The sequence below is a fragment of the Pseudomonas atacamensis genome (genome assembly GCF_017167965.1).
Taxonomy (GTDB): Bacteria; Pseudomonadota; Gammaproteobacteria; order Pseudomonadales; family Pseudomonadaceae; genus Aquipseudomonas; species Aquipseudomonas atacamensis.
This window is the reverse complement of the sequence record NZ_CP070503.1, coordinates 1,654,858-1,679,282: the sequence shown is the minus strand read 5'-3', so window position 1 is coordinate 1,679,282 and position 24,425 is coordinate 1,654,858. Positions and strand designations below refer to the sequence as shown.

At 58.5% G+C, this 24,425-nt stretch carries 17 protein-coding genes; 6 read left to right on the top strand and 11 right to left on the bottom strand.

What is annotated here, in order from left to right; translation table 11 throughout:
• Nucleotides 1–159: 159 nt before the first annotated feature.
• The 7 genes from JWU58_RS07685 to JWU58_RS07655 all read right to left on the bottom strand — a co-directional run bounded on the left by JWU58_RS07685 (nt 160) and on the right by JWU58_RS07655 (nt 10,472).
• Entirely contained in the window at nt 160–5,025 is a 4,866-nt protein-coding gene (locus JWU58_RS07685) for a beta strand repeat-containing protein (protein ID WP_206421712.1), read from the bottom strand.
• A 290-nt stretch (nt 5,026–5,315) separates the two neighbouring features.
• Entirely contained in the window at nt 5,316–6,662 is a 1,347-nt protein-coding gene (flgE, locus tag JWU58_RS07680; RefSeq protein ID WP_076563858.1) for a flagellar hook protein FlgE, read from the bottom strand.
• 31 nt (nt 6,663–6,693) lie between these two features.
• A complete protein-coding gene (gene flgD, locus JWU58_RS07675) occupies nt 6,694–7,422 on the bottom strand; it encodes a flagellar hook assembly protein FlgD (protein WP_016773615.1) in 729 nt (242 codons plus the stop codon).
• A 15-nt stretch (nt 7,423–7,437) separates the two neighbouring features.
• Nucleotides 7,438–7,881 carry a flagellar basal body rod protein FlgC gene (flgC, locus tag JWU58_RS07670; RefSeq protein ID WP_016773614.1) on the bottom strand — a complete coding sequence of 148 codons (444 nt, stop codon included), beginning with the start codon at nt 7,879–7,881 and terminating at the stop codon, nt 7,438–7,440.
• A 3-nt stretch (nt 7,882–7,884) separates the two neighbouring features.
• Nucleotides 7,885–8,295, bottom strand: coding sequence for a flagellar basal body rod protein FlgB (gene flgB / locus JWU58_RS07665; protein WP_016773613.1), 411 nt, complete (start codon nt 8,293–8,295; stop codon nt 7,885–7,887).
• Between the two features lie 370 nt (nt 8,296–8,665).
• Nucleotides 8,666–9,493, bottom strand: a complete 828-nt coding sequence (cheR, locus tag JWU58_RS07660) for a protein-glutamate O-methyltransferase CheR (RefSeq protein WP_016773612.1) — start codon at nt 9,491–9,493, stop codon at nt 8,666–8,668.
• A 46-nt stretch (nt 9,494–9,539) separates the two neighbouring features.
• Nucleotides 9,540–10,472: a chemotaxis protein CheV gene (locus JWU58_RS07655; protein WP_016773611.1), complete on the bottom strand. Its 933-nt coding sequence runs from the start codon at nt 10,470–10,472 to the stop codon at nt 9,540–9,542.
• A gap of 82 nt (nt 10,473–10,554) precedes the next feature.
• On the opposite strand from JWU58_RS07655, the gene flgA reads away from it, so the two are divergent.
• The 4 genes from flgA (at nt 10,555) to JWU58_RS07635 (ending at nt 13,160) form a co-directional block, all read left to right on the top strand.
• Nucleotides 10,555–11,316 (top strand): flagellar basal body P-ring formation chaperone FlgA, encoded by a 762-nt coding sequence (gene flgA / locus JWU58_RS07650; protein ID WP_130899192.1) that lies wholly within the window; start codon nt 10,555–10,557, stop codon nt 11,314–11,316.
• A gap of 162 nt (nt 11,317–11,478) precedes the next feature.
• On the top strand, nt 11,479–11,805 hold the full coding sequence (gene flgM, locus JWU58_RS07645; protein WP_016773609.1) for a flagellar biosynthesis anti-sigma factor FlgM: 327 nt from the start codon (nt 11,479–11,481) through the stop codon (nt 11,803–11,805).
• A gap of 48 nt (nt 11,806–11,853) precedes the next feature.
• Nucleotides 11,854–12,321, top strand: a complete 468-nt coding sequence (locus JWU58_RS07640; RefSeq protein WP_016773608.1) for a flagella synthesis protein FlgN — start codon at nt 11,854–11,856, stop codon at nt 12,319–12,321.
• A gap of 92 nt (nt 12,322–12,413) precedes the next feature.
• A complete protein-coding gene (locus tag JWU58_RS07635; protein WP_041479276.1) occupies nt 12,414–13,160 on the top strand; it encodes a flagellar brake protein in 747 nt (248 codons plus the stop codon).
• Between the two features lie 73 nt (nt 13,161–13,233).
• Here the strand turns inward: JWU58_RS07635 and JWU58_RS07630 are convergent, their stop codons facing one another.
• The 4 genes from JWU58_RS07630 to JWU58_RS07615 all read right to left on the bottom strand — a co-directional run bounded on the left by JWU58_RS07630 (nt 13,234) and on the right by JWU58_RS07615 (nt 18,522).
• On the bottom strand, nt 13,234–14,610 hold the full coding sequence (locus JWU58_RS07630; RefSeq protein WP_122880442.1) for an MFS transporter: 1,377 nt from the start codon (nt 14,608–14,610) through the stop codon (nt 13,234–13,236).
• A 69-nt stretch (nt 14,611–14,679) separates the two neighbouring features.
• The gene (locus JWU58_RS07625) at nt 14,680–15,921 is read right to left on the bottom strand and encodes a glutamine synthetase family protein (RefSeq protein ID WP_206422167.1); all 1,242 of its coding nucleotides are present in this window, start codon (nt 15,919–15,921) and stop codon (nt 14,680–14,682) included.
• A 307-nt stretch (nt 15,922–16,228) separates the two neighbouring features.
• A complete protein-coding gene (locus JWU58_RS07620; protein ID WP_016773604.1) occupies nt 16,229–16,921 on the bottom strand; it encodes a sensor histidine kinase in 693 nt (230 codons plus the stop codon).
• Complete coding sequence (locus JWU58_RS07615; RefSeq protein WP_016773603.1) at nt 16,918–18,522, bottom strand: tetratricopeptide repeat-containing response regulator; 1,605 nt, start codon at nt 18,520–18,522, stop codon at nt 16,918–16,920. Before JWU58_RS07615 ends, JWU58_RS07620 begins: the two co-directional genes overlap by 4 nt.
• Before the next feature lie 217 nt (nt 18,523–18,739).
• On the opposite strand from JWU58_RS07615, the gene JWU58_RS07610 reads away from it, so the two are divergent.
• Together JWU58_RS07610 and JWU58_RS07605 are read left to right on the top strand one after the other, a co-directional pair.
• Complete coding sequence (locus JWU58_RS07610) at nt 18,740–20,092, top strand: lysozyme inhibitor LprI family protein (protein ID WP_206421711.1); 1,353 nt, start codon at nt 18,740–18,742, stop codon at nt 20,090–20,092.
• A 184-nt stretch (nt 20,093–20,276) separates the two neighbouring features.
• Nucleotides 20,277–24,413: a CheR family methyltransferase gene (locus JWU58_RS07605; protein ID WP_206421710.1), complete on the top strand. Its 4,137-nt coding sequence runs from the start codon at nt 20,277–20,279 to the stop codon at nt 24,411–24,413.
• The last annotated feature ends 12 nt before the right edge of the window (nt 24,414–24,425 follow it).

Genomic DNA, 24,425 nt, shown 5'->3' with positions numbered 1-24,425 from the left:
CTGAGATCAGGCGTTGCGAGACGCCTGATATCTCAAGGCAAAAGAAAACCCCCGACAGATTTCTGGTTTGTCGGGTTTTTTTTGCGTGGAAAAAACCACAGGCATAAAAAACGGCGAGGCCCTATTACGGGACTCGCCGTTTCAACATTGCAACCTTCGTCAGCCCATCACGGACTCGCTCATTGCCTGTCCCACTACCGGAATAGTGAAGGAATCGCCGTTGTTGGTGTAGAAGGTTTCAATGGTGTTGGCTCCCTTGTACCAGTCTTTCAGGAACACGCCAGAGTCCAGATTGCCGCTTTGCAGGTCGGCGGCATTGAAGATGTAGGCGCCCTGATCGTTTTGCATGATCCGGACATCGCTGACACTCTGGATGTTTCTGAGAGTGACCATATCGATCCCTGTGGTGCCGTCATCGAAAATCGCGACCATGGTTTTGGAAGATACAAAATACGCATCGCTGCCCTCTCCACCATAACCGTCACCGGAAGCGCTCAGATACAGCTTGTCGGCACCGGCACCACCGCGCAGCTCATAGCCATGACCCAAGCCCATTAACGTGTCATTGCCATCGCCCCCGTCGGCGATACCCGAAATGACCGTAATGTTGTCATTGCCGGCTTCGCCATAGAAAACTGAACCGACATCACGCACATACCCAATGATGTAATCATCGCCGTTACCACCATAGATGGTATCAGCCTGATTATCCGTCGAGAAAGGTACAGTCAGGGCGCCAGTATCCGTGAAGCTATGACCATAGAGAGTGTCATTGCCATCACCGCCATACAGTACGTCGTTACCGTCACCGCCCTCTAACATGTTGGCGTAGGCATTACCGATCAAGGTGTCACTGAAGGCTGAGCCCACAAGGTTATCGATATTTATGAGTGCGTCCCCTTGGGCATCACCGCCAGTGCCGAAACCTGTCAGCAGATTGACCTGTACCGCATCGGAGCTATTGACGTACCAGGCAGAGTCTCCACGCCCGACACCAATCAAACTATCCGCACCAGCGCCGCCAATAAAGGTCTCTCTCACGGCGGCGGAGCCAGTGAAGGTATCGGCATAGGCGGAACCTTGGAATGCCTCGATCGACGCATAGATATCCCCCGCCGCAATACCGGTAAGCACCGCAGCACTCAGATCCAGCGTAACGCCCGAATCCTCACCCGCAAAGCTGAGAATGTCGTTGCCATTGCCACCATCAAAACGATCCACGCCGGCACTACCGACAAAGATATCGCCGTAATTGGAGCCCCGGATCTGTTCAATACTGTTGTAGGAATCGCCGGCAGCGATACCCGTGCTGACTCCGGTTTTGGAGTTGATTGTCACGCCCGTGAGGCTGTCAACGTAGCTGACCGTGTCAAAACCATCGCCACCGAAGAATTGGTCAGCACCTGCTCCGCCCGACAGCGTATCGGCACCGGCCCCGCCCGTGATGATGTTGTCTGAGGCATTGCCGTAACCGGTAAAATTACCGGTGCCGACGTAAGTAAGACGTTCAACGTTGGCTGCCAGGGTGTGATTGAGCAAAACAGTGCGTACTTCATCATCACCACCGCTCACTGCTTCAACCACGTTCACCGAAGTGCCGTTGACGTAGTAGATGTCATCGCCAGCGCCGCCGTTCAGGACATTGCCCGTGGTTTGCCCGGTCAGGACGTCATTGAAAGACGAGCCGATGACCGTTTCAAATTCCCACAGCTTGTCGCCCTGGGCATCACCACCCACGCCTGCAACACCGCCGACCAGACTCACCGTCACACCGCTGGACGAACCGGAGTAGTCAATGGTGTCCGTGCCGCCCGAACCGAAAAACTGATCCGCAGCTTCGCCGCTGATAAAGGTGTCATTGCTGCCAGAACCTTGCAGGAACTCGATGCCGACGTATGTATCACCGAAAGCGATCCCGGAGTTCACCCCGGTTTTGGTGTTGATCGTCACACCCGAAGGGCTGTCGCCATAACTCACGATATCGTTACCGGCGCCACCGATGAACTGGTCAGCACCTGCTCCGCCCGACAGCGTATCGGCACCGGCCCCGCCCGTGATGATGTTGTCTGAGGCATTGCCGTAACCGGTAAAATTACCGGTGCCGACGTAAGTAAGACGTTCAACGTTGGCTGCCAGGGTGTGATTGAGCAAAACAGTGCGTACTTCATCATCACCACCGCTCACTGCTTCAACCACGTTCACCGAAGTGCCGTTGACGTAGTAGATGTCATCGCCAGCGCCGCCGTTCAGGACATTGCCCGTGGTTTGCCCGGTCAGGACGTCATTGAAAGACGAGCCGATGACCGTTTCAAATTCCCACAGCTTGTCGCCCTGGGCATCACCACCCACGCCTGCAACACCGCCGACCAGACTCACCGTCACACCGCTGGACGAACCGGAGTAGTCAATGGTGTCCGTGCCGCCCGAACCGAAAAACTGATCCGCAGCTTCGCCGCTGATAAAGGTGTCATTGCTGCCAGAACCTTGCAGGAACTCGATGCCGACGTATGTATCACCGAAAGCGATCCCGGAGTTCACCCCGGTTTTGGTGTTGATCGTCACACCCGAAGGGCTGTCGCCATAACTCACGATATCGTTACCGGCGCCACCGATGAACTGGTCAGCACCTGCTCCGCCCGACAGCGTATCGGCACCGGCCCCGCCCGTGATGATGTTGTCTGAGGCATTGCCGTAACCGACGAAGTTACCGGTGCCGACGTAAGTAAGACGTTCAACGTTGGCTGCCAAGGTGTGATTCAGCAAAACAGTACGCACTTCATCATCACCGCCGCCCACCGCTTCAACGACGTTTACCGAAGTGCCGTTGACGTAGTAGATGTCATCGCCGGCGCCGCCGTTCAGGACGTTGCCCGTGGTTTGCCCGGTCAACACGTCATTGAAAGACGAGCCGATGACGGTTTCGAAGTTCCACAGCTTGTCACCCTGGGCATCACCACCGACACCCAGAACACCTCCGACCAGACTTACTGTCACACCGCTGGAGGACCCAGAATAGTCAATGGTGTCAGTACCGCCCGAACCATCAAACTGATCGGCAGTTGCACCACTGATAAAGGTGTCGTTGCTGCCGGAGCCAGCCAGCATCTCGATGCCGACGTAGGTATCACCGACAGCAATCCCGGAGTTCACTCCGGTTTTGGTGTTGATCGTTACACCCGCAGGGCTGTCGGTATAACTCACGGTATCAGTGCCTGCACCGCCAATGAACTGGTCAGCACCTGCGCCGCCCATCAGAATGTCGTTACCGATCCCGCCGGTAATGACGTTGTCCGACGCGTTGCCGTAACCGACAAAGTTGCCGGTACCGACGTAGGTCAGGCGTTCGACGCTGGTTGCCAGGGTGTGATTGAGCAGGATGGTCCGTACTTCGTCATCACCGCCGCCCACCGCTTCAACGACGTTTACCGAAGTGCCGTTGACGTAGTAGATGTCATCGCCGGCGCCGCCGTTCAGGACGTTGCCCGTGGTTTGCCCGGTCAACACGTCATTGAAAGACGAGCCGATGACGGTTTCGAAGTTCCACAGCTTGTCACCCTGGGCATCACCACCGACACCCAGAACACCTCCGACCAGACTTACTGTCACACCGCTGGAGGACCCAGAATAGTCAATGGTGTCAGTACCGCCCGAACCATCAAACTGATCGGCAGTTGCACCACTGATAAAGGTGTCGTTGCTGCCGGAGCCAGCCAGCATCTCGATGCCGACGTAGGTATCACCGGCAGCAATCCCGGAGTTCACTCCGGTTTTGGTGTTGATCGTTACACCCGCAGGGCTGTCGGTATAACTCACGGTATCAGTGCCTGCACCGCCAATGAACTGGTCAGCACCTGCGCCGCCCATCAGAATGTCGTTACCGATCCCGCCGGTAATGACGTTGTCCGACGCGTTGCCGTAACCGACAAAGTTGCCGGTACCGACGTAGGTCAGGCGTTCGACGCTGGTTGCCAGGGTGTGATTGACCAGGATGGTCCGTACTTCGTCATCACCGCCGCCCACCGCTTCAACGACGTTTACCGAAGTGCCGTTGACGTAGTAGATGTCATCGCCGGCGCCGCCGTTCAGGACGTTGCCCGTGGTTTGCCCGGTCAACACGTCATTGAAAGACGAGCCGATGACGGTTTCGAAGTTCCACAGCTTGTCACCCTGGGCATCACCACCGACACCCAGAACACCTCCGACCAGACTTACTGTCACACCGCTGGAGGACCCAGAATAGTCAATGGTGTCAGTACCGCCCGAACCATCAAACTGATCGGCAGTTGCACCACTGATAAAGGTGTCGTTGCTGCCGGAGCCAGCCAGCATCTCGATGCCGACGTAGGTATCACCGGCAGCAATCCCGGAGTTCACTCCGGTTTTGGTGTTGATCGTTACACCCGCAGGGCTGTCGGTATAACTCACGGTATCAGTGCCTGCACCGCCAATGAACTGGTCAGCACCTGCGCCGCCCATCAGAATGTCGTTACCGATCCCGCCGGTAATGACGTTGTCCGACGCGTTGCCGTAACCGACAAAGTTGCCGGTACCGACGTAGGTCAGGCGTTCGACGCTGGTTGCCAGGGTGTGATTGAGCAGGATGGTCCGTACTTCGTCATCACCGCCGCCCACCGCTTCAACGACGTTTACCGAAGTGCCGTTGACGTAGTAGATGTCGTTACCAGCGCCACCGCTTAAAGTGTTGCCGGATGCTTGGGCGGTGAGAATGTCATTAAATGCAGAACCAATCACGGCCTCTATAGACGTCAAGGTATCGCCCTGAGCATCTCCGCCAACACCTGTTCCAGCGGTCAGATTGACGGTTACTCCTGCCGTCGAGCTGGCATAAGACGCGGTATCGATACCGTTCCCGCCATTCAAGACATCAGCACCTGCTCCGCCATCCAGCAAGTCATTGCCATCGCCGCCACTCAGCGAGTCATTTCCTGCAACCCCATACAACTCATCCGCACTTGACGTGCCTACCAGTGTGTCCGTACCCGACGTTCCGTTTATAACTGCCATTGTCTCTTCCTTGCCTTTTTGATGAATCGATAGTCAACGCAATACTTCAGAATCGCCTCGATAAGGCCGAGTACTTTTGAGCGTGGTCATTGATGAGACGCTTAACCGCCTTGCAACCAGAGGTCTCCATGACCTGCGAAAGTTTGACGCGCCCCTTCTTCTGCTGGGGGCAACTGGAATTACTGCACCACAGCTGCCGACGAACGGTAGGTATTTGAGAAAAGCCCGATAGCGCGCAAAAAAAACCGACGCCCTAGGACGTCGGTTTTCAGTGCAGCAATCAGATCACATCAAGTCATCTGAATGATGGTCTGCATGATGGTGCTCTGAGTGGAGATGGTCTTGGCGTTCGCCTGATAGTTGCTCTGGCCCTTGATCAGATCAACCAGCTCGTTGGTCAGGTTAACGTTCGACTCTTCCAGCGAGTTGGACACCACCTCACCCAACGTACCGGTCTTCGGCGCGTCGTAGCCCGGAATACCCGAAGCGAAAGTCTCTTTCCAGCTAGTACCACCGACAGCCTGCAAGCCCTGCTCGTTGGTGAAACTGGCCAGTGCAACCTGACCAATCGCCTTGCTCTGGTTGTTGCTGAAGTTGGCGAACAGCGTACCGGTACCGTCGATGGTCAGGTTGGTGATCTGTCCAGTGGCGTAGCCATCCTGAGTCGGTATCGTGCGCGAAGTATCAGCGTTGTACTGGGTGGTCTTGGCCATCGAAATGGTCACGCCAGCCGGATTTGCTGCCGCGCCGTTAGGCGTAAAAACACCGTTGGTCACGGTGCCTGGCTTCCAGTTACTCAACGTCAAGTCGCTGCTGATGAGCGGGTTTGGCGCCGGCGGCGGCAAAGTACTCGGTGTACTCACCTGAAGCAATTTGCCGGAACTGTCGAACGTCAATGTCGAAGCAACCGGAGGCGTGGCGGCGTTGGTTGGATCGCTACCGGTGGCATCCGGGTTGCGTCCATCAACCAGGGTGTAAACCTTCCAGGTATTCTCGCCAGTCTTGACCACGTACTGATCCATGACGTGGGAGTTACCCTGAGTGTCATAGATCGGCGTGCTGAACGACTTGGTGTAAGTCTCAGGCTTCGACGGGTCGAACTTCACGGCAGTAGCGCCGGTATCAACAATCACGGGTGCCGAAGAGTTCAGGTTGATGCTCGAAGTCACCGCCGAAGTCGACTTCGGCGCCAGGTTCGAGGTGTCGATCTTCAGATCGGTCAACACACCGTTGATGATCTTGCCGTTGGCATCCACACCGTAACCCTGCAGACGCGAGGTGTAGTCGGTGTTGGTGATGTAACCGGCGTTGTCGACCTTGAACGTACCGGCACGGGTGTACGAGATCGAGCCGTTGTTGCTCATGGTGAAGAAGCCGGAACCGTTGATGCCCATGTCCAGCACGTTGCCAGTGTTGTTGATGTCACCCTGGGTGAACTGCTGGGAAACGTTGGCCAGGCGTACGCCGTTGCCGATCACTTTGCTGCCGCTGCCCAGACGAGTCGACGAATAGACGTCTTCGAACTCTGCGCGCGAGGATTTGAAACCGGCGGTGGCGACGTTGGCGATGTTGTTGCCGGTGACGTCGAGTTGTTTGTTGGCGGCATAGAGACCGCTAAGGCCGATATTGAAAGACATATTCCACTCCTTTATGCCGGGTTAGTCGGCTCTATATACCAATGGTTTGTACTTTGGACAGGGCAACGGTGCCCTTGCCGGCCAGGTTGAGCATCAGCTCGCCACCGGTCTGGCTGATCGTCACGCTGTTGACGGTCGCTGGCAGATAAGTCGCCAGGTCCGTCGCGGTGCCGTTGATCGGTGCGTTGGCCTTGAACGTGTAAGTGCCGACCGGAACCACGGTGCCGGCGGTGTCCTTGCCGTCCCAAGTGAAGCTGGCATCGCCGGCAGCGCGGCTGCCCAGATCGATGGTGCGCACGGTTTTGCCGTCCTTGTCGGTGATGGTCACGGTGCCGCCGGCAATCGACGACGGCACGGTGACCGAACCGGTCAGACCTTTGCTCGGGTCATCGAGCTGGGCGGTGTTGGTCTGCACGATCACGTTGCGACCGACCAGCGACGACGCTTGCAGCGCCTGCGACGAGTTGTAGTTGCCGGCAAGGCCACTGACGGTGGAGTTCAACGTGGTGATGCCTTCAAGGCTGCTGAACTGCGCCAGTTGCGCAACGAACGCGCTGTTGTCCTGCGGGTCGAGCGGGTTCTGGTTTTTCAGCTGGGTGACCAGCAGTTGCAGGAAAGCATCCTTGCCCAGCGCCTGGCCGCCGGTGGCACTGTTGGTCGCCGAAGCGATGCCGCCTGACGTAGTGCTGCTGGCCTTCTTCGATGAGTTGGCCAGGATGTCGTTCATGCTCAGGCTGCTGGTGGTATCCGTAACGCTCATGGCAGTCGCCCCTTATTACTGACCGAGGGTCAGTACCTTCTGCATCATGGTTTTGGCGGTGTTCATCATTTCCGCGTTGGTCTGGAACGAGCGGCTCGCGGAAATCATGTCAGCCATTTCTTCCACCACGTTGACGTTCGGGTAGTAGACGTAGCCCTTGGCGTCGGCGGCCGGATGGTTCGGCTCGTAGCGCGCTTCGAGGTTGCTCTGGTCTTCGACGACGCCGAGCACCTGCACGCCCTGCCCGGCCGCGTCCTGGTTCTGGAACAGCGAATTGCTGCCGCCAGCCTGGCCGCCCTGGAACATGGTGGCGAATACCGGATGACGGGCGCGGTAGGTCTGGTCGATGCTCGACGAAACGGTTTCGGCGTTGGCGATGTTCGAGGCCACGGTGTTCAGACGCGTGGTCTGCGCGCTCATGCCGCTGCCGGCAATGTTGAAAACGCTGGACAGGGACATGGATTATTCTCCGCGCAGGGCTGACACCAGCCCTTTGAATTTGCTGTTGAGCAAGGTGAAGCTGGCCTGGAAGCCGACGGCGTTCTCCGCGTAGTTCGACTGTTCCAGTTGAGCGTCGACGGTGTTCTGGTCGATCGAAGGCTGCATCGGCGTGCGATACATCAGCGACTCGTCGCCATTGCCCAGCCCTTCAGCCTCGATGTGCCGGCTGTTGGTCATGTTCAGGGCAAAGTGGCCGCCGGTCTTGGTCTTCTCGGTCTGTGCTTCGAGCACTTTGGAGAAATCCAGATCCCGCGCCTTGTAGTTCGGGGTGTCGGCGTTGGCGATGTTGTTGGCCAGCACTTCGGCACGCTGGGCGCGGAAGCCCAATGCCTTTTCGTGAATGCCCAGCGCTTTGTCGAAGCTGATGCTCATGTCGGGAACCTTCAGGTGACCGGTTTTTCGTATCTGAGCTTTAGCAAGCGCCGTGCCAAATGAACAAAGCCCCGTATTCCGGGGCTTTGCGCCGAACAGGCTAAGCGGCAATGCCAGAAAAGCGGCAACCGGTTACCGCCGGATGCCGCTTTTCTGCCGCTTGCCGTCCTTGCCAGGCCAGCGCAGATCCCTGTGGGAGCGAGCCTGCTCGCGAAGGCGGCGTGTCAGGCGCCAACTGTCTTATGGACAGACCGCTTTCGCGAGCAGGCTCGCTCCCACAGGGGGTTCGTGGTGTTCGTGGAAATAATTCGGGCACAAAAAAACGGCAGGCCTTTTGGGGCCTCCCGTTTTTTGTATCACTGCAAACCGCTTATTTCGCCTTGTAAATAATCCCCGGGCTGCACTGAACCATCTGGTAATGATCCGGCAATCCGTTCAGCGCTTCCGAAGCGCCAAGGAACAGGTACCCGCCCGGCTTCAACGTGCTGTGAATGCGCAACAGGATGTCCTTCTTCACTTCGGCAGAGAAGTAGATCAGCACGTTGCGGCAGAACACGATGTCGAATTTGCCCAGCGCTGCGTAACTGTCGAGCAGGTTGAACGAGCGGAATTCCACCCGGCTCTTGATCGGCGCCTTGACCACCCAGCGCCCCGGCCCTTTCGGGTCGAAGTAGCGTTGCAGGCGTTCCGGCGACAGACCGCGACCGATCGCCAGGCTGTCGTACTCGCCGGTCTTGCAGTTGTTGAGCATCAGGCCCGACAGATCGGTGGCAACGATCTGCACACCCATCTTCAACTGACCCAGGTTGCTGCGCTCGAACTCGTCGATCGACATCGACAGCGAGTACGGTTCCTGTCCCGACGAGCAGGCCGCCGACCAGATCCGCAGACGCTGGTTGGGGCTGGCCTTGATCGCTTCCGGCAGTACCTTGTTCTTCAAGACTTCAAACGGATAGGTGTCGCGAAACCACAGGGTTTCGTTAGTCGTCATGGCATCGACCACCTGCTCGCGCAAACCGCTGCGCGGCTGGGTCTGGATGCGCTGCACCAGCTCGCCCAGGGACTTGATGCCTTGCTGCTCCATCAGTTTGTTGAGACGGCTCGAGACCAGATACTGCTTGTTTTCACCGAGCAGAATGCCACAGGCTTTTTCCAGGAAGACCCGGAACTGTTCGAAATCCAAATTACCCGTAGACAATGATGCCGCCTCTTAAATCGTGTTGACCGCCAGGGGCAGAAGGCCCCTAGCTGATATCTGCTGCTTTGATCCGGTCGACTACCCGGGATGCGAGGTCATCAGGACGGAATTTGGCCAGGAAGTCATCAGCACCGACTTTCTTCACCATCGCCTGATTGAATACCCCCGACAACGAAGTATGCAGGATGATATGGAGCTTTTGCATGCGTGCGTCGCCGCGGATTTCCGCCGTCAGGGTGTACCCGTCCATCTCCGGCATCTCGATGTCGGAAATCATCATCAGGAACTCTTCTTCCGGCTTCTTGCCCTCGTCGACCAGCTTGCGCAGGTAATCCAGCGCCTGCTTGCCGTCGTTCAGCGCCACCACTTCGACACCGATGGTCTGCAGACAACGCGTGACCTGCTTGCGCGCCACCGACGAGTCATCGACCGTCAGCACCCGCAGCGACAACGCCTTGGTCTGCGTCTCGACATCGACCACGCCCACCGAAATCGCTTCCGGCGTCGGCGCCACTTCGGCCAGCACCTTCTCGACGTCGATGATTTCGACCAACTGGTTGTCGACCCGAGTCACAGCGGTCAGGTAGTGATCGCGACCGGTACCCTTGGGTGGCGGATGGATCTCTTCCCAGTTCATGTTGACGATGCGCTCCACCGAGCGGACCAGGAAACCCTGGGTCTTGGTGTTGTACTCCGTGATGATCACGAACGGACTGTTCTTGTCTTTCAACGCACCGGAGCCCGTTGCCATTGCCAGATCCAGGATCGGAATGGTCGCTCCCCGTATATTCGCTACCCCGCACACGACAGGACTGGATTTGGGCATCAACGTCAGGGACGGGCACTGCAACACTTCCCGTACCTTGAACACGTTGATCCCGTAGAGCTGCGGCCCGTCGAGACGGAACAACAGCAGCTCGAGGCGATTCTGCCCTACCAGTTGCGTGCGCTGGTTCACCGAATCCATTACACCAGCCATGCCCAGACTCCTACACCAACGCCAAGTGTTGTTGCGACGCACATTCATTGCTAAACGGCACGGCGCTTGCTTTTTAACTCGTATGAACGCTCAAACGACATTTTCCCGACGCCTGACATCTACCCTTCGCAAAGGGCTTTGCGCGGTGGCCGCCGTTTGCTGCTCGCTTGCTGGCAGTCCTGCCCATGCAGATGCGGTTACCTTGCCTGATATGCTTATCGGCGTGACTCAGGGCTTTCTTGAATTCACCGTAGAAGACTATTTGGCTTCCAGTCAAACCGAAGGCCGCTACGAAATCGAAGTCAACCAGCTCGACCCGCGCATGCGCATGCCCATGTGCGACAAGGAATTGACAGCCACACTGGAGAGCCCGGCACGCCCGCTGGGCCGCGTCACGGTGAAGGTTCGCTGCGAAGGCAGTTCGCCCTGGACGGTGTTCGTACCCGCTCAAGTCCGCCTGTTTCGCGAGATCGTGACGACCACTCGTCCGCTGAAACGCGCCGGCATTATCGAGCCGCAGGATGTGACCTTGCGCGAGCGCGACGTCAGCACGATCAATCAGGGTTTCCTGACCTCGGTCGACGAAGCGATCGGGCAGAAACTTACCCGACCAACGGTCGCCGATCAGGTCATCACACTGGTGCATCTGGAACAGGCCGAAGTGGTGCGCAAGGGTGACCAGGTGGTGATCACTGCGCGCAGCGGCACCCTTGCCGTACGCATGCCGGGGGAAGCGCTCTCCAATGGCGGCATGAAAGAACAGATTCGAGTAAAAAACCTTAATTCTCAAAGAGTTATCAAGGCGCAGGTGATTGCGCCGGGACAGGTCGAAGTGGCCATGTAAAAGCCTCGTGGAGAAAACTGGCGCCGATCCCGTCGCTTCCCTAAACTGTGCCGCAGCAGGTCTCGCAACGGCGCATGCAAGCTTATGGTTGATTGGGCCTAAAGTTTTTCAGGGGATAGCCGAAAACATGGCAAGCGTCCAAATTCCCAGAGGTTTTTTATCATGGTTATCGATTTCAACCGATTGAACAGTTCCTCGTCACTAACCGGCAGCACACGTACCAGCAACGCCAAGGAAAGCGCTGAAAACAGCCCCTCCGCGCCGCTGAATACCCAGGCCGAACAGGCCAATGTCGCCAAAAGCGGGGAGTCGGTACACCTCAGCAATGAGGCTCAACAGTTGCAGAAGGTCACTGACAAGCTGCGCGATCAGCCTGCTGTCGACAAAGCCCGTGTGGCCGAGTTGAAAGCCGCGATTGCCGATGGCAGCTATAAAGTCGACAGCAACCGTGTAGCCAGCAAACTGCTCAACTTCGAAGCCCAGCGCTAGGCTTTTGCCGGCGCCAGGCTTTTGGACGCTTAAACCCCAAGGCCAGCCATGCACGACACTAACTTATTGCAACTGATCAACGACGACTTTGCTCCAGCGCAACAATTGCTGGAGTTATTGCAAACCGAATCCCTCGCTTTGCATGGTCGCGACATGCCGTTGCTGGAAGAAATTCTGGCGACCAAGCAAGCGTTGATCATTCTGCTCGAGCAGCATGGCCGCAAGCGCAGCGAAATCCTCGCCAGCCTCAACCTGCCGACTGATCGCACAGGTCTTGAGCAACTGGCCAGCCAGTCGAGCATTGGCGACCAGTTGCTGACCCAGGGCGATGCCCTGACCGCGCTGATCGCCCAATGCCAGGCAGCCAACATCAAGAACGGCCAGTCGATCCAGATCCAGCAGGCGACTACGGCCAACCAGCTGAAGATCCTCACCGGCGGTGAGCCGCCAGCGCTGTACGACGCCAGCGGCACCTTTGCCAAACCGGTCAAGCCGCGAACGCTCAGCCAGGCATGAGCCATTCGCTGGCACTGCACTATCCACTTGCGCAACATGCTGGCAAAATACTGGCCAGTCGTAGTCTTATTTTGTCTGGAGATTGAAGAACCGTGTCCAACACCCTAAGCGCGGATGATGCTCCGCAGCCTCCGAAGGTGCTCACCACGCCACTGGAAATCTCCAGCAACCTGCGCCAGCTGCAAGACAGCCACGATCCGCTGATCATCACCTTCCATGAACGCAGCCAGCGCTTTCAGAGCTACCTGATCAAGGTCGACCGCGAAACCGCGACGATCGCCCTGGACGAAATGATCCCGCGCGACGGCGAGCGCTTCCTCCAGGCTGGCGAACCGTTCAAGGTCGAAGGCTTTCATGACGGCGTGCGCATCGCCTGGGAATGCAACGGCACGCTGAATATCGAAGAATCCGACGGTGACCGTTTCTACACCGGCGACCTGCCGAGCGAAGTGGTCTATCACCAGCGCCGTAACGCCTTCCGCGCTGCGTTAAAGCTCACCGATCTGGTCAGCGTTGAACTGGGCGGCGAAAAGCTCAAGGTTCCTCTGCACGGCAAGCTGCTGGATATTTCTGCGACCGGTTGCAAATTCCGTTTCGAAGGCGACATCACTGATCGCCTGCAACTGGGCCAGGTCTATGATCGTCTGATCGCCCCGCCGCTGTTCGGCAACCAGCCGACGTCGGTCGAGCTGCGCTATTTGCATTTCGAAGAAAAACTCAACATCACCTTCGCCGGTCTGCGCTTCCACAACATCAGTGGCCAGGCTGCGCGCAACGTCGAGCGTTTTGTTTACCAGTTGCAGCGTGAAGCACGGCGTTTCGACAAAGACGATCTCTGAGTCGCAGCGATCAATAAAAAGGGCAGTCCTGTGCGGGACTGCCCTTTTTTATGCGCCGATGTTTATCTTCCGTTCATGGCCTGCCGCCACTGATATCCGGCGCAGGCTTGTCGTCATCAGCACTATTGGGTTCGGTTTCAACGACAGCTTCCGGCTGCGCCTCGGGCTCAGGATTGACCGGCGCCGGATCCTGCACCATCTGCTCCTGCACCACCTGCTCATCGACACGCGGGTCAAGCGCCGCCACCAGCGGCGAGCTCGACATGCTGTCCGGCATTGCCACGTGATGCAGCGGTGCGTCGTCTACCTGGTGCAGGTTGGTCACTGCTTTCGGACGGATCCGCCAGACCAGCACCAACGCGAAGAAACTGAAGAACGCATACAGGCTCTGACTGCCGAGAAACTTCATCAGCACGCCCGCCAGCAGCGGCCCGATGCTCGCGCCGACGCCGTAAGTCACCAGCAACATGGCGGTCAGCGACACCCGGCGATCGCCTTCGACGTGGTCGTTGGAAAACGCCACCGCCAGCGGATACAGACAAAACTGCACCAGCGAACAGAAGAAGCCGACGACGAACAGCACCTCCAGCGGCACCTGCGGCATGATCGCCAACGGCAACGCCGCCACCGCCAGAAACCCGGCAAAGCAGCGGATCAGCAGCGCGCGGTCATAACGGTCGGACAACCAGCCCAACGGCCACTGCACCAGCAGACCGGCAAAAATGCAGCTACCCATGAACAGACCGACCTGCTCGGTCGTCAGCCCCTGTTGCGAGGCATACAGCGGCGCCAGACCGTAGAACGAACCGATGATCAGACCGGCGCCGAGCACCGTGCTCAGCGATTGCGGCACACGCTTGATAAAGAATCGCGGCTCCATCGGCGCCGGGTGCAGAGGCGCCGGGTGAATCCGCCGGGTCAGCGTCACCGGCACCAGACACAGGGCAAAGCACAGCGCGACCAGCATCAGCAGTTCCAGGCCGAGGCCGGGGTGCATGACCAGAATCAGTTGGCCCAGCACCAGGCCCAGGTACGAGGCGATCATGTAACCGCTGAATACCAGGCCGCGTTGATTGGCATCTGCCTGCTCGTTGAGCCAGCTCTCGATGACCATGTACTGACACATCATGCCCAGACCGACGATGGTCCGCAGCACCAGCCACGCTGGCAGCCAGTCCACCAGCCCATGGCCGAGCACCGCCGCGCCGACGATCCCGGCACACGCCGAGTAGGCACGGATATGCCCGACCCGGGCAATCAGGCGATGGCCGATCTTGCCGCCCAGCACCAGACCGAAATAGTTGGCCGCCATCAGCGCACCGACCCACAGCCCGTCGACGTTGTCGGCAGCCAGACGCAAAGCCAGATAAGTAGAAAGAAGGCCTGAGCCGATCAACATCATCAGCGAGGCGAAATACAGCGCTCGAAAGGATTTCCAGATTTGGCGCATCGGCGTTCCGAGCGGCTCCTTGCAGTAAATACCGGGCGGTCAGAACGACAGCCCGGCAGCAGCGATACGTCAGGCCTGGGCGGCCAGCACACGGCGCTCCCAGGGAGTGATTTCATCAAAGAAGCTGGTCAACTCCATGGTCTTCGAAGCGATGTAGCCTTCGATGAACTCCGACCCGAACAGTTCCCTCGCCAACTGGCTACGTTTCAGACGCTCCAGCGCGGCGTGCAAGGTACACGGCAAGGCCAGATTATCCGGCACGGCGAACTCACCCTGGATTGCCGCGCTCGGCTCCAGTTCCTGCTCGATGCCATGCAAACCCGCAGCCAGACTGGCGGCGATCGCCAGATAAGGGTTGGCGTCGGCGCCCGGCAAACGGTTTTCGACCCGACGTGCGACCGGCGAGCTGGCGGGAATACGCAAGCCGGCGGCGCGATTGTCATGGGACCAGCAGGCATTGTTCGGCGACGCGTACGGATGACACAGGCGCTGATAGGAATTCACGTTGGGCGCAAACAGTGCGGTGAAATCGGCGAGGCCTGCCTGTAGCCCGCCGATGAAGTGGCGGAACATCGACGTCGGCTCGCCGTTCGAGTCAGTGAAGACATTCTTGCCGCTGCCGATTTCAACGATGCTCTGGTGAATATGCATCGAGCTGCCCGGCGTATGCGCCAGCGGTTTGGCCATGCACACCACGTTCAGGCCATGCTTGAGCGCGACCTCCTTGAGCAGGTGCTTGAACAGGAACGTCTGATCGGCAAGCAGCAGCGGGTCGCCGTGCAGCAGATTGATCTCGAACTGGCTGACGCCCATTTCATGCATGAAGGTGTCGCGCGGCAGGCCGAGGGCCGCCATGCATTTATACACTTCGCTGAAGAATGGCCGCAGACCGTTGTTGGAACTGACGCTGAACGCCGACTGGCCATCCTCGCGACGGCCGTCGAGGCCGACCGGCGGACGGAACAGCTGAGTCGGATCGGTGTTCGGTGCGAAGACAAAAAATTCCAGTTCGGTCGCCACCACCGGCGCCAGACCGTGCGCGGCGTAACGGGCGATGACCGCTTTGAGCTGGCCACGGGTCGAGAGACTTGAGCTCCCCCCGCTCAGTTCGTCGGCGTCGCAAATCGCCATGGCACGCGGCTCGTCGCTCCAGGGCAAACGGTGAATCTGCGCAGGATCGGCGACCAGCGCCAGATCGCCGTCATCGCTGCCGTAGAACCGCGCCGGCGGATAGCCGCCCATGATGCATTGCAGCAGCACACCCCGCGCCAACTGCAAACGCCGCCCCTCGAGGAAACCCTCGGAGGTCATCACCTTGCCCCGTGGCACACCGTTCAGATCCGGGGTGACACATTCAATCTCATCAATGCCGGTCAATCGCTGCGCGAGTGAACCCTGGCCATCGGTTGTCATGACGCAATCCTTGTTGTTGTGCGAGCCGCGAACGGCGACCCGGACAAAATAGGCTGCGGCTGTTCGGAATATCAAGCAGCGCCCACAAAAATCCCGATCTTGTGCAGGAGCCGTAGGAGCTGACGAGTGCAACGAGGCTGCGATCTTTTGATCTTGCTTTTTAAAATCAAAAGATCGCAGCCTTCGGCAGCTCCTACACCAGACCTCAGGGCAAGTAGAGGCTGAATACCCCACCACCCAACGGCCCGCCATTGCTGATTTCGGTGCGCCCTTCCACGCCGTTGCGCTGGTGCAGCGCGGCGATGCGATTGGCGAAATACAGACCGAGGCCGGTGCTACCGCTGCTGTGATTGATGCCCTGCACATAATCGGCCTGACGCTCGAGCATCTCTGCTGGATAGCCGTCGCCGTCGTCGTTGATGCTCAATACCAGTTGCCCGGCTTCATCACTGACAGTAATCAGCAACGACTCGCGGGCGTAACGGATCGCATTGTTGATGCAGTTACCGAGCACCGAAGCAATCAGCTCGCGATCGAAGAAACCCAGCGGGCTCAACGGATCGACTTCATAGGTGGCGATGATGCCGCGACTGGCAAACACTTCCTGATGCGCGGCCAGTTGCGCCTCGATGAAATCGTCGAGTTCGTGATAGGCCGGCTGTAGCGGCAACTGGTTGACGCCGAGTTTGTACAGCCCGAGCAACTGCACCAGCATGCCGTTGAGGTGGGCGAACTCGAAGTCGATCACGCCCTGTTCCGAGCCGTCGCGCAGCTCTTTCGGCAGACGCGCGAGCCATTGGCTGTGCGCCTGCATCAGCATGGCCAGGGAGTTCTTCATGTCGTGGACGGTGGAGGCAATCACCGTGGAAAAATCCAGCGCCGGATCAATTGGGTTCATTCGCCAAACGCCTTGCTTTTCAGCTTCTGATAACGCGCAAACCGCGCGTCGGTGTCGGGCATCAGGCCCACCAGTTTCAGGCAGGCCCGACATTCTTCCAGCTCCGCCGACGGCACACTGGTGTCGGTGCCGTGCAGCAGCGACTGGGCCAGGTTCAGCGCAATACTGATGTTTTTCGGTTGCAGCTTGAGCGCCTTGCGGAACACCTCGCGGGCCTCGACCAGATTGCCGGTCTTGTACACGCGCACGCCCTGGCGGTTGAGATCGGCCGCAGCGTTACTCGAACTGAGAATCGTCGGATCGTCGGTGAGCTTGGCAATGTCTTTCATCACCGCCGGGTCATCCCCGTAAATCTCCGCGCAGCTCTTGAGCATCGAAGTGCCCGCCTCGGCCTGACCGAGCATTTGCAACTGCTTGGCCACCAGCAACGCCGCCTCGGGGCTCATGAATTGCTCCATGCCATCGAGGCGCATCAGTGCTTGTTCGGTGAGTTTGTCGGCGGTTTCAGCGTCGTTAAGCAGCAGGCTGGTGGCTTTCATCAGGCGCGCGCGAATTTGCAGGCCGGGATCGCTCGGATTCTCCTTGGCCACGGCACTGAGGGTGGTGTTGATCTCCAGCCGCGTGCGCGTGTCGAGGCCGCGATCGCTGCCCTTGCTGATCAGCGCATGAGCCAGGCCGAGATTGCTTTCCGGGTCCTTGAAACGCGACTGCGCGCCCTGCGCCACGGCCTGACGATAAGCGCGCGAGGCGGTTTCGAAATCTTCGTTGGCCATCGCCAGTTTGCCGAGCAGCGCCTGACGGCGCACCGCCAGCGGCGACAGGCGAATCGCTTCTTCGAGCACCCGCTGCGCGCCTTTGCTGTCGCCTTCGGCCACCAGCACATCGGCCATGCCGTCATACAGCGCCGGCATCATCGGGAACACTTTCAAGGCCTTTTCATAGACCTCTTTGGCCTGCGACACCTGCCCGCGCTTGAACAGCAACTTGCCCAATCCAGCGAAGGCCCACGGCAACGGCCGGTCGGCAATGATGCCGTCGTAGAGCCGCTCCAGCGCTTCGTTCTGGTTCATGTCGCGCAGGGCGTCGGCGCGGTAGCGCAGGCACAGCGGCGAATAGCGGATGTCCTGTTTGCACAGGGCAATACAGGCATTGAGCACCTCGACCGGCTTACCGCGATCAAGGGCTTGCAGAATCGGTTTGAGCAAGGTCTTGCGTTGCTCCAGACGCTCAAGGCGCTGGGCCAGTCCGGAACGGTTGAACGGCTTGGTCAGGTACGCATCCGGCTCGTGCTCCAGCGCACTGAGCACCATCGCCTGACTGGTCTCGGCGGTGACCATGACGAAAACGGCTTCGTGGCTGATGAGCTTTTCCGACATCAGGTCTTCGAGCACCTGCTGGCCATTCTTCTTGCCGTCGCCGAGGTGGAAGTCCTGAAGAATGAAATCGTAGGACTTCTGCGAGCACATCTTCAGCGCCTGCTCGCCAGTGTCGGCAGTATCGACATCCTTGACGCCGAGCTCACGCAACATCGAACGCACGGAACTGCGGAAATCGGAAAAATCATCGACGATCAGAAAGCTTTTTTGGTGATACGACGACATCGAAGATTTCCAGGCAATTGAAGAAAACGAACCGAGGCGATTTCAGGCGCGCAGATGATAGCTGGAGGCCATGCGCCATCAAGCGATTTCGCTGGAGTCTGAACTCACCGTTCGGGTTATCGGCCAAAAATGCCCGGGCCTGAGGGTGGTGCTTCAAGAATGTTGCCTGGAGTATTACTCTGCGCGCCTGCTCAAGGATTTTCATAGGGACTGAATCGTGTACATCAAGGGACGCTACATCCTGTCGGCCTTTTTGCTGCTGTTTATCCAGCCAATGAGTGCGGCGGCAATGGACTGCACCAAAGCGGCGAACGACGTGGAAAACACGATTTGCGCGAATAAACCGCTTTATGAGCTCGACGCGCAGATGGGCACGCTGTATCGCCAACTGATGACATCTGCCACAGCGACGCAACCTGAGCTCAAGCGCACCCAGCGCGCCTGGCTAAAAACCCGCAATGCCTGCGCAGTCGATGTCGCTTGCCTGGATGGCAGCTACCGCCAGCGCCTGCAAGCATTGCAGGCACAGTGGACGCAAGCCGCAATGTGGCAGCCGGACGCCGTGGATCTTCAGGCGATGAACGATCTGCAGGAAAGCATTCGTGCCGAGAGCAAAAACCACCCGGAATTTGCGCTGGAACATGCCTTGGCCGCTCGGGCTTTGGAGTCTTCGCAGACATCGTTCGCGGGCGATCCAGTCGACAGTTACGGCGAGCAAACCAACTTCCCCAAGTCGCGTCCCAAAGGCGTGAGCGAGGATGAGTGGCAAGCATTGAAAGCCTCAAGCATCGGAGGCGCCGCCGAGACCGGACGGACTTCTTACGCACTGCTGGATCTGGACAATGATGGCCAGCGCGACCTTATCGTCGACACATACGCAGGCGGCACCGGCTTGTTCACCTACGTGGAAACCTGGCGCCGCACGGGCGAGCGGTTCGTCAAAAGATCGGTCGAGCCGGAAAGCTCGCTGTTCTACACCAACGACCGTGGCGCTAATCAGGCAATCAGCTGGATCAGGCTTCACGACAGAATTTATGCCGCTTACCGAAACGGCGCCTATGGTGTCGATAATCTGTACCTGCTCAATCCGCTGAAGATCAACCGTCAGGTACCGACGGTGTCTGTGCGTTACGCTTACTCCCTGCAAGTGCCAACCACGCAACATACGGAAGACGGCACCAGCACCTATGAGCTCGAAGCGGATTTGCGCGCGGCACTCGACCACGCCATCACTCAGGCAACGAAAGTCGCATCGGGCTCAAACCCTGACGCGCCCCTTTGCCCCATTCCTCCGACGGGCGCCGGCGAAGACGATTACTACAGCTACGGTCCAGGGCACTACACCATCGAAAAGATCACCGATTTGCCGGTAATGATCGGCGGCGAATGCTACATCGGGGCGCTGATTGACTGGTTCGGCAGTTACAGCGAAAAGACTGGGTTATTCGCCCAACTGGCCGTGCGCAAGCCGGGCGTAGAGGCCAGCGGGACTACCTACGAAGTCTTCGGCCGTCGGCATGTAACCGAGGTCAGTGGGAGCCTTGGCAAAGTCGAAATCAACGACGACTGACCACCGATCATCACGCCGGAATATTAATCGGCACGGTTGCCAATCACCGGATGTCAAAAACACAGACAGCACATTTGTCCTTCAAAAGTGCAGGCAGATTCGCAAATGAGGTTTATTCTGCTCAATTACCTGCGCCCCCGGACGTCCGCGATACGCTTGTACCGCCACAAAAAAGGCCGAAGTGATGACCTCGAAAACCCCTGCCTCGCCCTCTGCGCCCGAACGCAAGGACCTGACACCCAGCCACCTGAATTTCCCCGTGGTGGGCATCGGCGCCTCGGCGGGCGGCCTGCAAGCGACCAAGCTGTTTTTCGAGCATATGCCGAAGGACAGCGGCATGGCGTTCGTGATCATTTTGCACCTGTCGCCCGATCACCAGAGCATCGCCGACCAGATCATTCAGGAATCGACGCGCATGCCGGTGCTGCAAGTGACGCAGCCGGTGCCGATCGAAAAGAACTGCGTGTACGTGATTTCTCCGGCGCACTCGCTGACGATGAATGACGGCTACCTGCGCGTCAGCCCCGCTGGCTCACCGCAAGCGCGCCACACTGCCATCGACCTGTTCTTCCGCGATCTGGCCGATGTGCATCGCGAGCGGGCTTTTTGCCTGGTGCTTTCAGGCACCGGTTCCGATGGTGCGGTGGGCTTGTCGCGAATCAAGGAACAGGGTGGCGTGACGCTGGTGCAAGTGCCGGAAGACGCCGAGTTCGACGGCATGCCGCGTGCCGCCATCGAGACGCGCATGGTCGATCTGATACTGCCAGTGGTCGAGATGCCGCAGAAACTGATGGAGCTGTGGCGCAACTCTCAGAACATCAAATTACCCAGCGCCAATGATCCCGACTTGAAAGCCTTGAAGCCTGCAAACGAACACGAAGCGTCGATCGCCGAACAACGCCTGCATGAAATCCTGTTGTACCTGCGCAGCAGCACCGGTCACGATTTCAAACACTACAAGCGCGCCACCGTGCTGCGCCGCATCGAGCGGCGCATGCAGGTCACCAGCCAGTCTGACCTCGGCGCCTATTACGACTACCTGCAAAATACCCCGGAAGAATCCAAGGCCCTGCTCGGCGATATGCTGATCGGCGTGACCAACTTCTTCCGTGACCGCGAAGCCTTCGAAGCCCTTGAGCGCGATGTGCTGCCGCAACTGGTGCAATCGGTTGCCGACTCGTCGGAAAAAGAAGAACTGCGCATCTGGTCTGCCGGCTGCTCGACCGGCGAAGAAGCCTACAGCCTGGCGATCCTGCTCGATGATCAGATGCAGGTACAAAGCAGCAAGGCCAACCTGCAAGTGTTCGCCACCGATATCGACGAACGCGCGATCACCACTGGCCGCGCCGGCACCTATCCGCAAGCCATCGTCACCGACGTACCGCCAACACGCCTTCGGCATTATTTCGTCAAGGACAATGAGCATTACCGGATTCGCAAGGAAATCCGCGAGAAAGTGCTGTTCGCCAAGCACAGCCTGTTGTCCGATCCGCCGTTCTCGCAGATCGACCTGATCGTTTGCCGCAATCTGCTGATTTACCTGGATCGCGAGGTGCAGCGGGAAATCCTGCAGATGTTCCACTTCGCCCTGCGACCGGGTGGTTTCCTGTTTCTCGGCACTTCGGAAAGCGCCGATGCCTGCCATGAACTGTTCGCGCCCGTGGACAAGCGCAACCGCATCTTCCGCGCCAAGACCGGCACCGCGAACAGCCGCCGCACCCCGACCATGCCGCGTGGCGGTTACATGCGCACCAGCGTTTCCCGACCGCCATCGAAAGCCATCGAGCCCGTCAAGCTGTCGTTTGCCGATATCCACCGCCGCGCCATAGAACGCTTCGCCCCGCCGAGCATCATCGTCGACACCAACGCCGATATCCTTCACATGAGCGAAGCCGCCGGGCGCTTCCTTCGGCATGTCGGCGGCGAGCTGTCACGCAACTTGCTGACGCTGATCCTGCCGGAACTGCGCCTGGAAATCCGCACGACGCTGTTCCAGGTGCAGCAAAGCAACCTCACCGTGCGCTCGCGTGAAGTGCTGCTCAAGCGCGAGGAGCGTCAGTACCGCATCACGCTGATTGCGCAGCCGTACAAGGACGACGACTTCGACAGCGAGTGCGTGCTGGTGACCTTCGATGAAACGGAGATCGACGCGCACGAGCAGGCGCTGACCACGGTGCTGCAGACTGAAAGCCAAGTGCTCTCGAATCTGGAACGTGAGCTGCAACGCACCAAATTGCATTTGCAGGACACCATCGAACAGTCGGAAATCTCCAGCGAAGAGCTCAAGGCTTCCAACGAGGAGATGCAGGCGATCAACGAAGAACTGCGCTCGGCCACCGAAGAGCTCGAGACCAGCAAGGAAGAGTTGCAGTCAATCAATGAAGAGCTGTTGACGGTCAACTACGAGCTGAAGACCAAAGTCGAAGAAACGGACAAGATCAACGATTATCTGACCAATCTGATCGCTTCTACTGATATTGCTACGGTGTTCGTCGATCGCAGCATGCGCATCAAATGGTTCACGCCGCGCGCTACCGACATCTTCAGCATGCTGCCGGTAGACACTGGCCGTTCACTGCTGGATATCACCCATCGTCTGAATTACCCGGCGATGACCGAGGACGCGGCGCAAGTGTTCGAATCGCTGAACATGATCGAACGCGAGGTCAACAGTACCGATAACCGCTGGTACATCGCCCGCTTGCTGCCTTATCGCTCCAGCGAAGACCATATCGACGGCACCGTGTTGACCTTCATCGACATCAGCAAACGCCGCGAAGCCGAGGAAGAGCTGCGCCTGGGCGAAGAACGCATGCGTCTGGTCGCTGAGAGTACGCGTGACTACGCGATTATCATCCTCGATGAAATGGGTGCGATCACCAGTTGGAACAAAGGCGCTGAACTGATCTTTGGCCACAGCAAAAACGAGGCCGAAGGTCAGTACTACGATTTCATCTTCACAGCCGAAGACCGTGCTGCCGGCATGGCTGAAAGTGAATTGTCCACGGCTCGTCAGCACGGGCGCTCGGAGGATGAGCGCTGGCATGTGCGCAAGGATGGCAGCCGTTTCTTCTGCAGCGGCGAGGTCACCCGGCTCAGCGGCGACCGCTTGCAAGGCTATGTGAAAATCGCCCGCGACCTGACCGGGCACAAGCGCCAGCAGGATGAACAGAGCAAGGAACTGGCGCAGACGCGCAATACGGTGTCCCTGCGTGATGAGTTCTTCGCGGTCATGTCCCATGAACTCAAGCACCCGCTCAACCTGATCCAACTCAACGCCGAACTGTTGCGCCGTTTGCCAATGATCCGCACCGCCGGACCGGCGACCAAAGCGGTCAACACCATTTGCGATGCGGTGAACAGTCAGGCGCGGATCATCGACGACCTGCTTGATGTAGCACGGGTGCGCACCGGCAAGCTCAAACTGCAATTGGCGCGTGTCGATCTGAGCGCGGTTCTGCGTGACATCCACACGGTAGTGCTCAATGAGCAGCATGCCACGCGCATCGATCTGCAATTGCCTGAAGCACCGTTGATCATTCATGCCGACCCGACACGGGTCGAGCAGATCATCTGGAATCTGGTCAACAATGCCTTGAAGTTCACACCACCGAGCGGGCGCATTGAGTTGATTGCCAGCAAGAGCGGGAAAATGGCGCAACTGGACGTCAAGGATAACGGCGTCGGCATCGCTGCGGAAAACCTCGAACACGTCTTCGATCTGTTCGGCCAGGCGGAAAAACAGCACACCAACCATCAACGTGAAGGCTTGGGCATCGGCCTGTCACTGGTGCGGCAACTGACCGAAGCCCAGCACGGCACGGTGAAGGTTGATTCGCCGGGGCTGGGCGCCGGTTGTACCTTTACCGTTCGCCTGCCGCTGTCGACTGATGTCGAAGAAACCGCTGCAACAGCCGAGGTTGAACCGGTTTCCGGCAAGCTCGATGGCTTGAGCATTCTGCTGGTCGACGATTCTCCGGAAGTGTTGGAGACCTTGAAGCTGCTGCTGGAGATGGAAGACGCCGACGTAACGGCCTTCGACCATCCCGTGGCAGCGCTGAAAGACGCTGAGAACACGCGCTACGATCTGATCATCTCCGACCTCGGCATGCCGGTCATGACCGGCTATGAACTGATGGCTGCCCTGCGCAAACTGCCGCTGGTGAAAAACGTACCGGCGATCGCCCTCACCGGGTATGGCACTCAGAGCGACATGCAGAAATCCCGGGAAGCCGGGTTCAATCAGCATCTGGGCAAACCGGTGGCGTACGACGACCTGATTGAAACCATCGAGGCGTTGCGCCGCTCGGAGTTGCTGTAGAGCTCGCCAGCG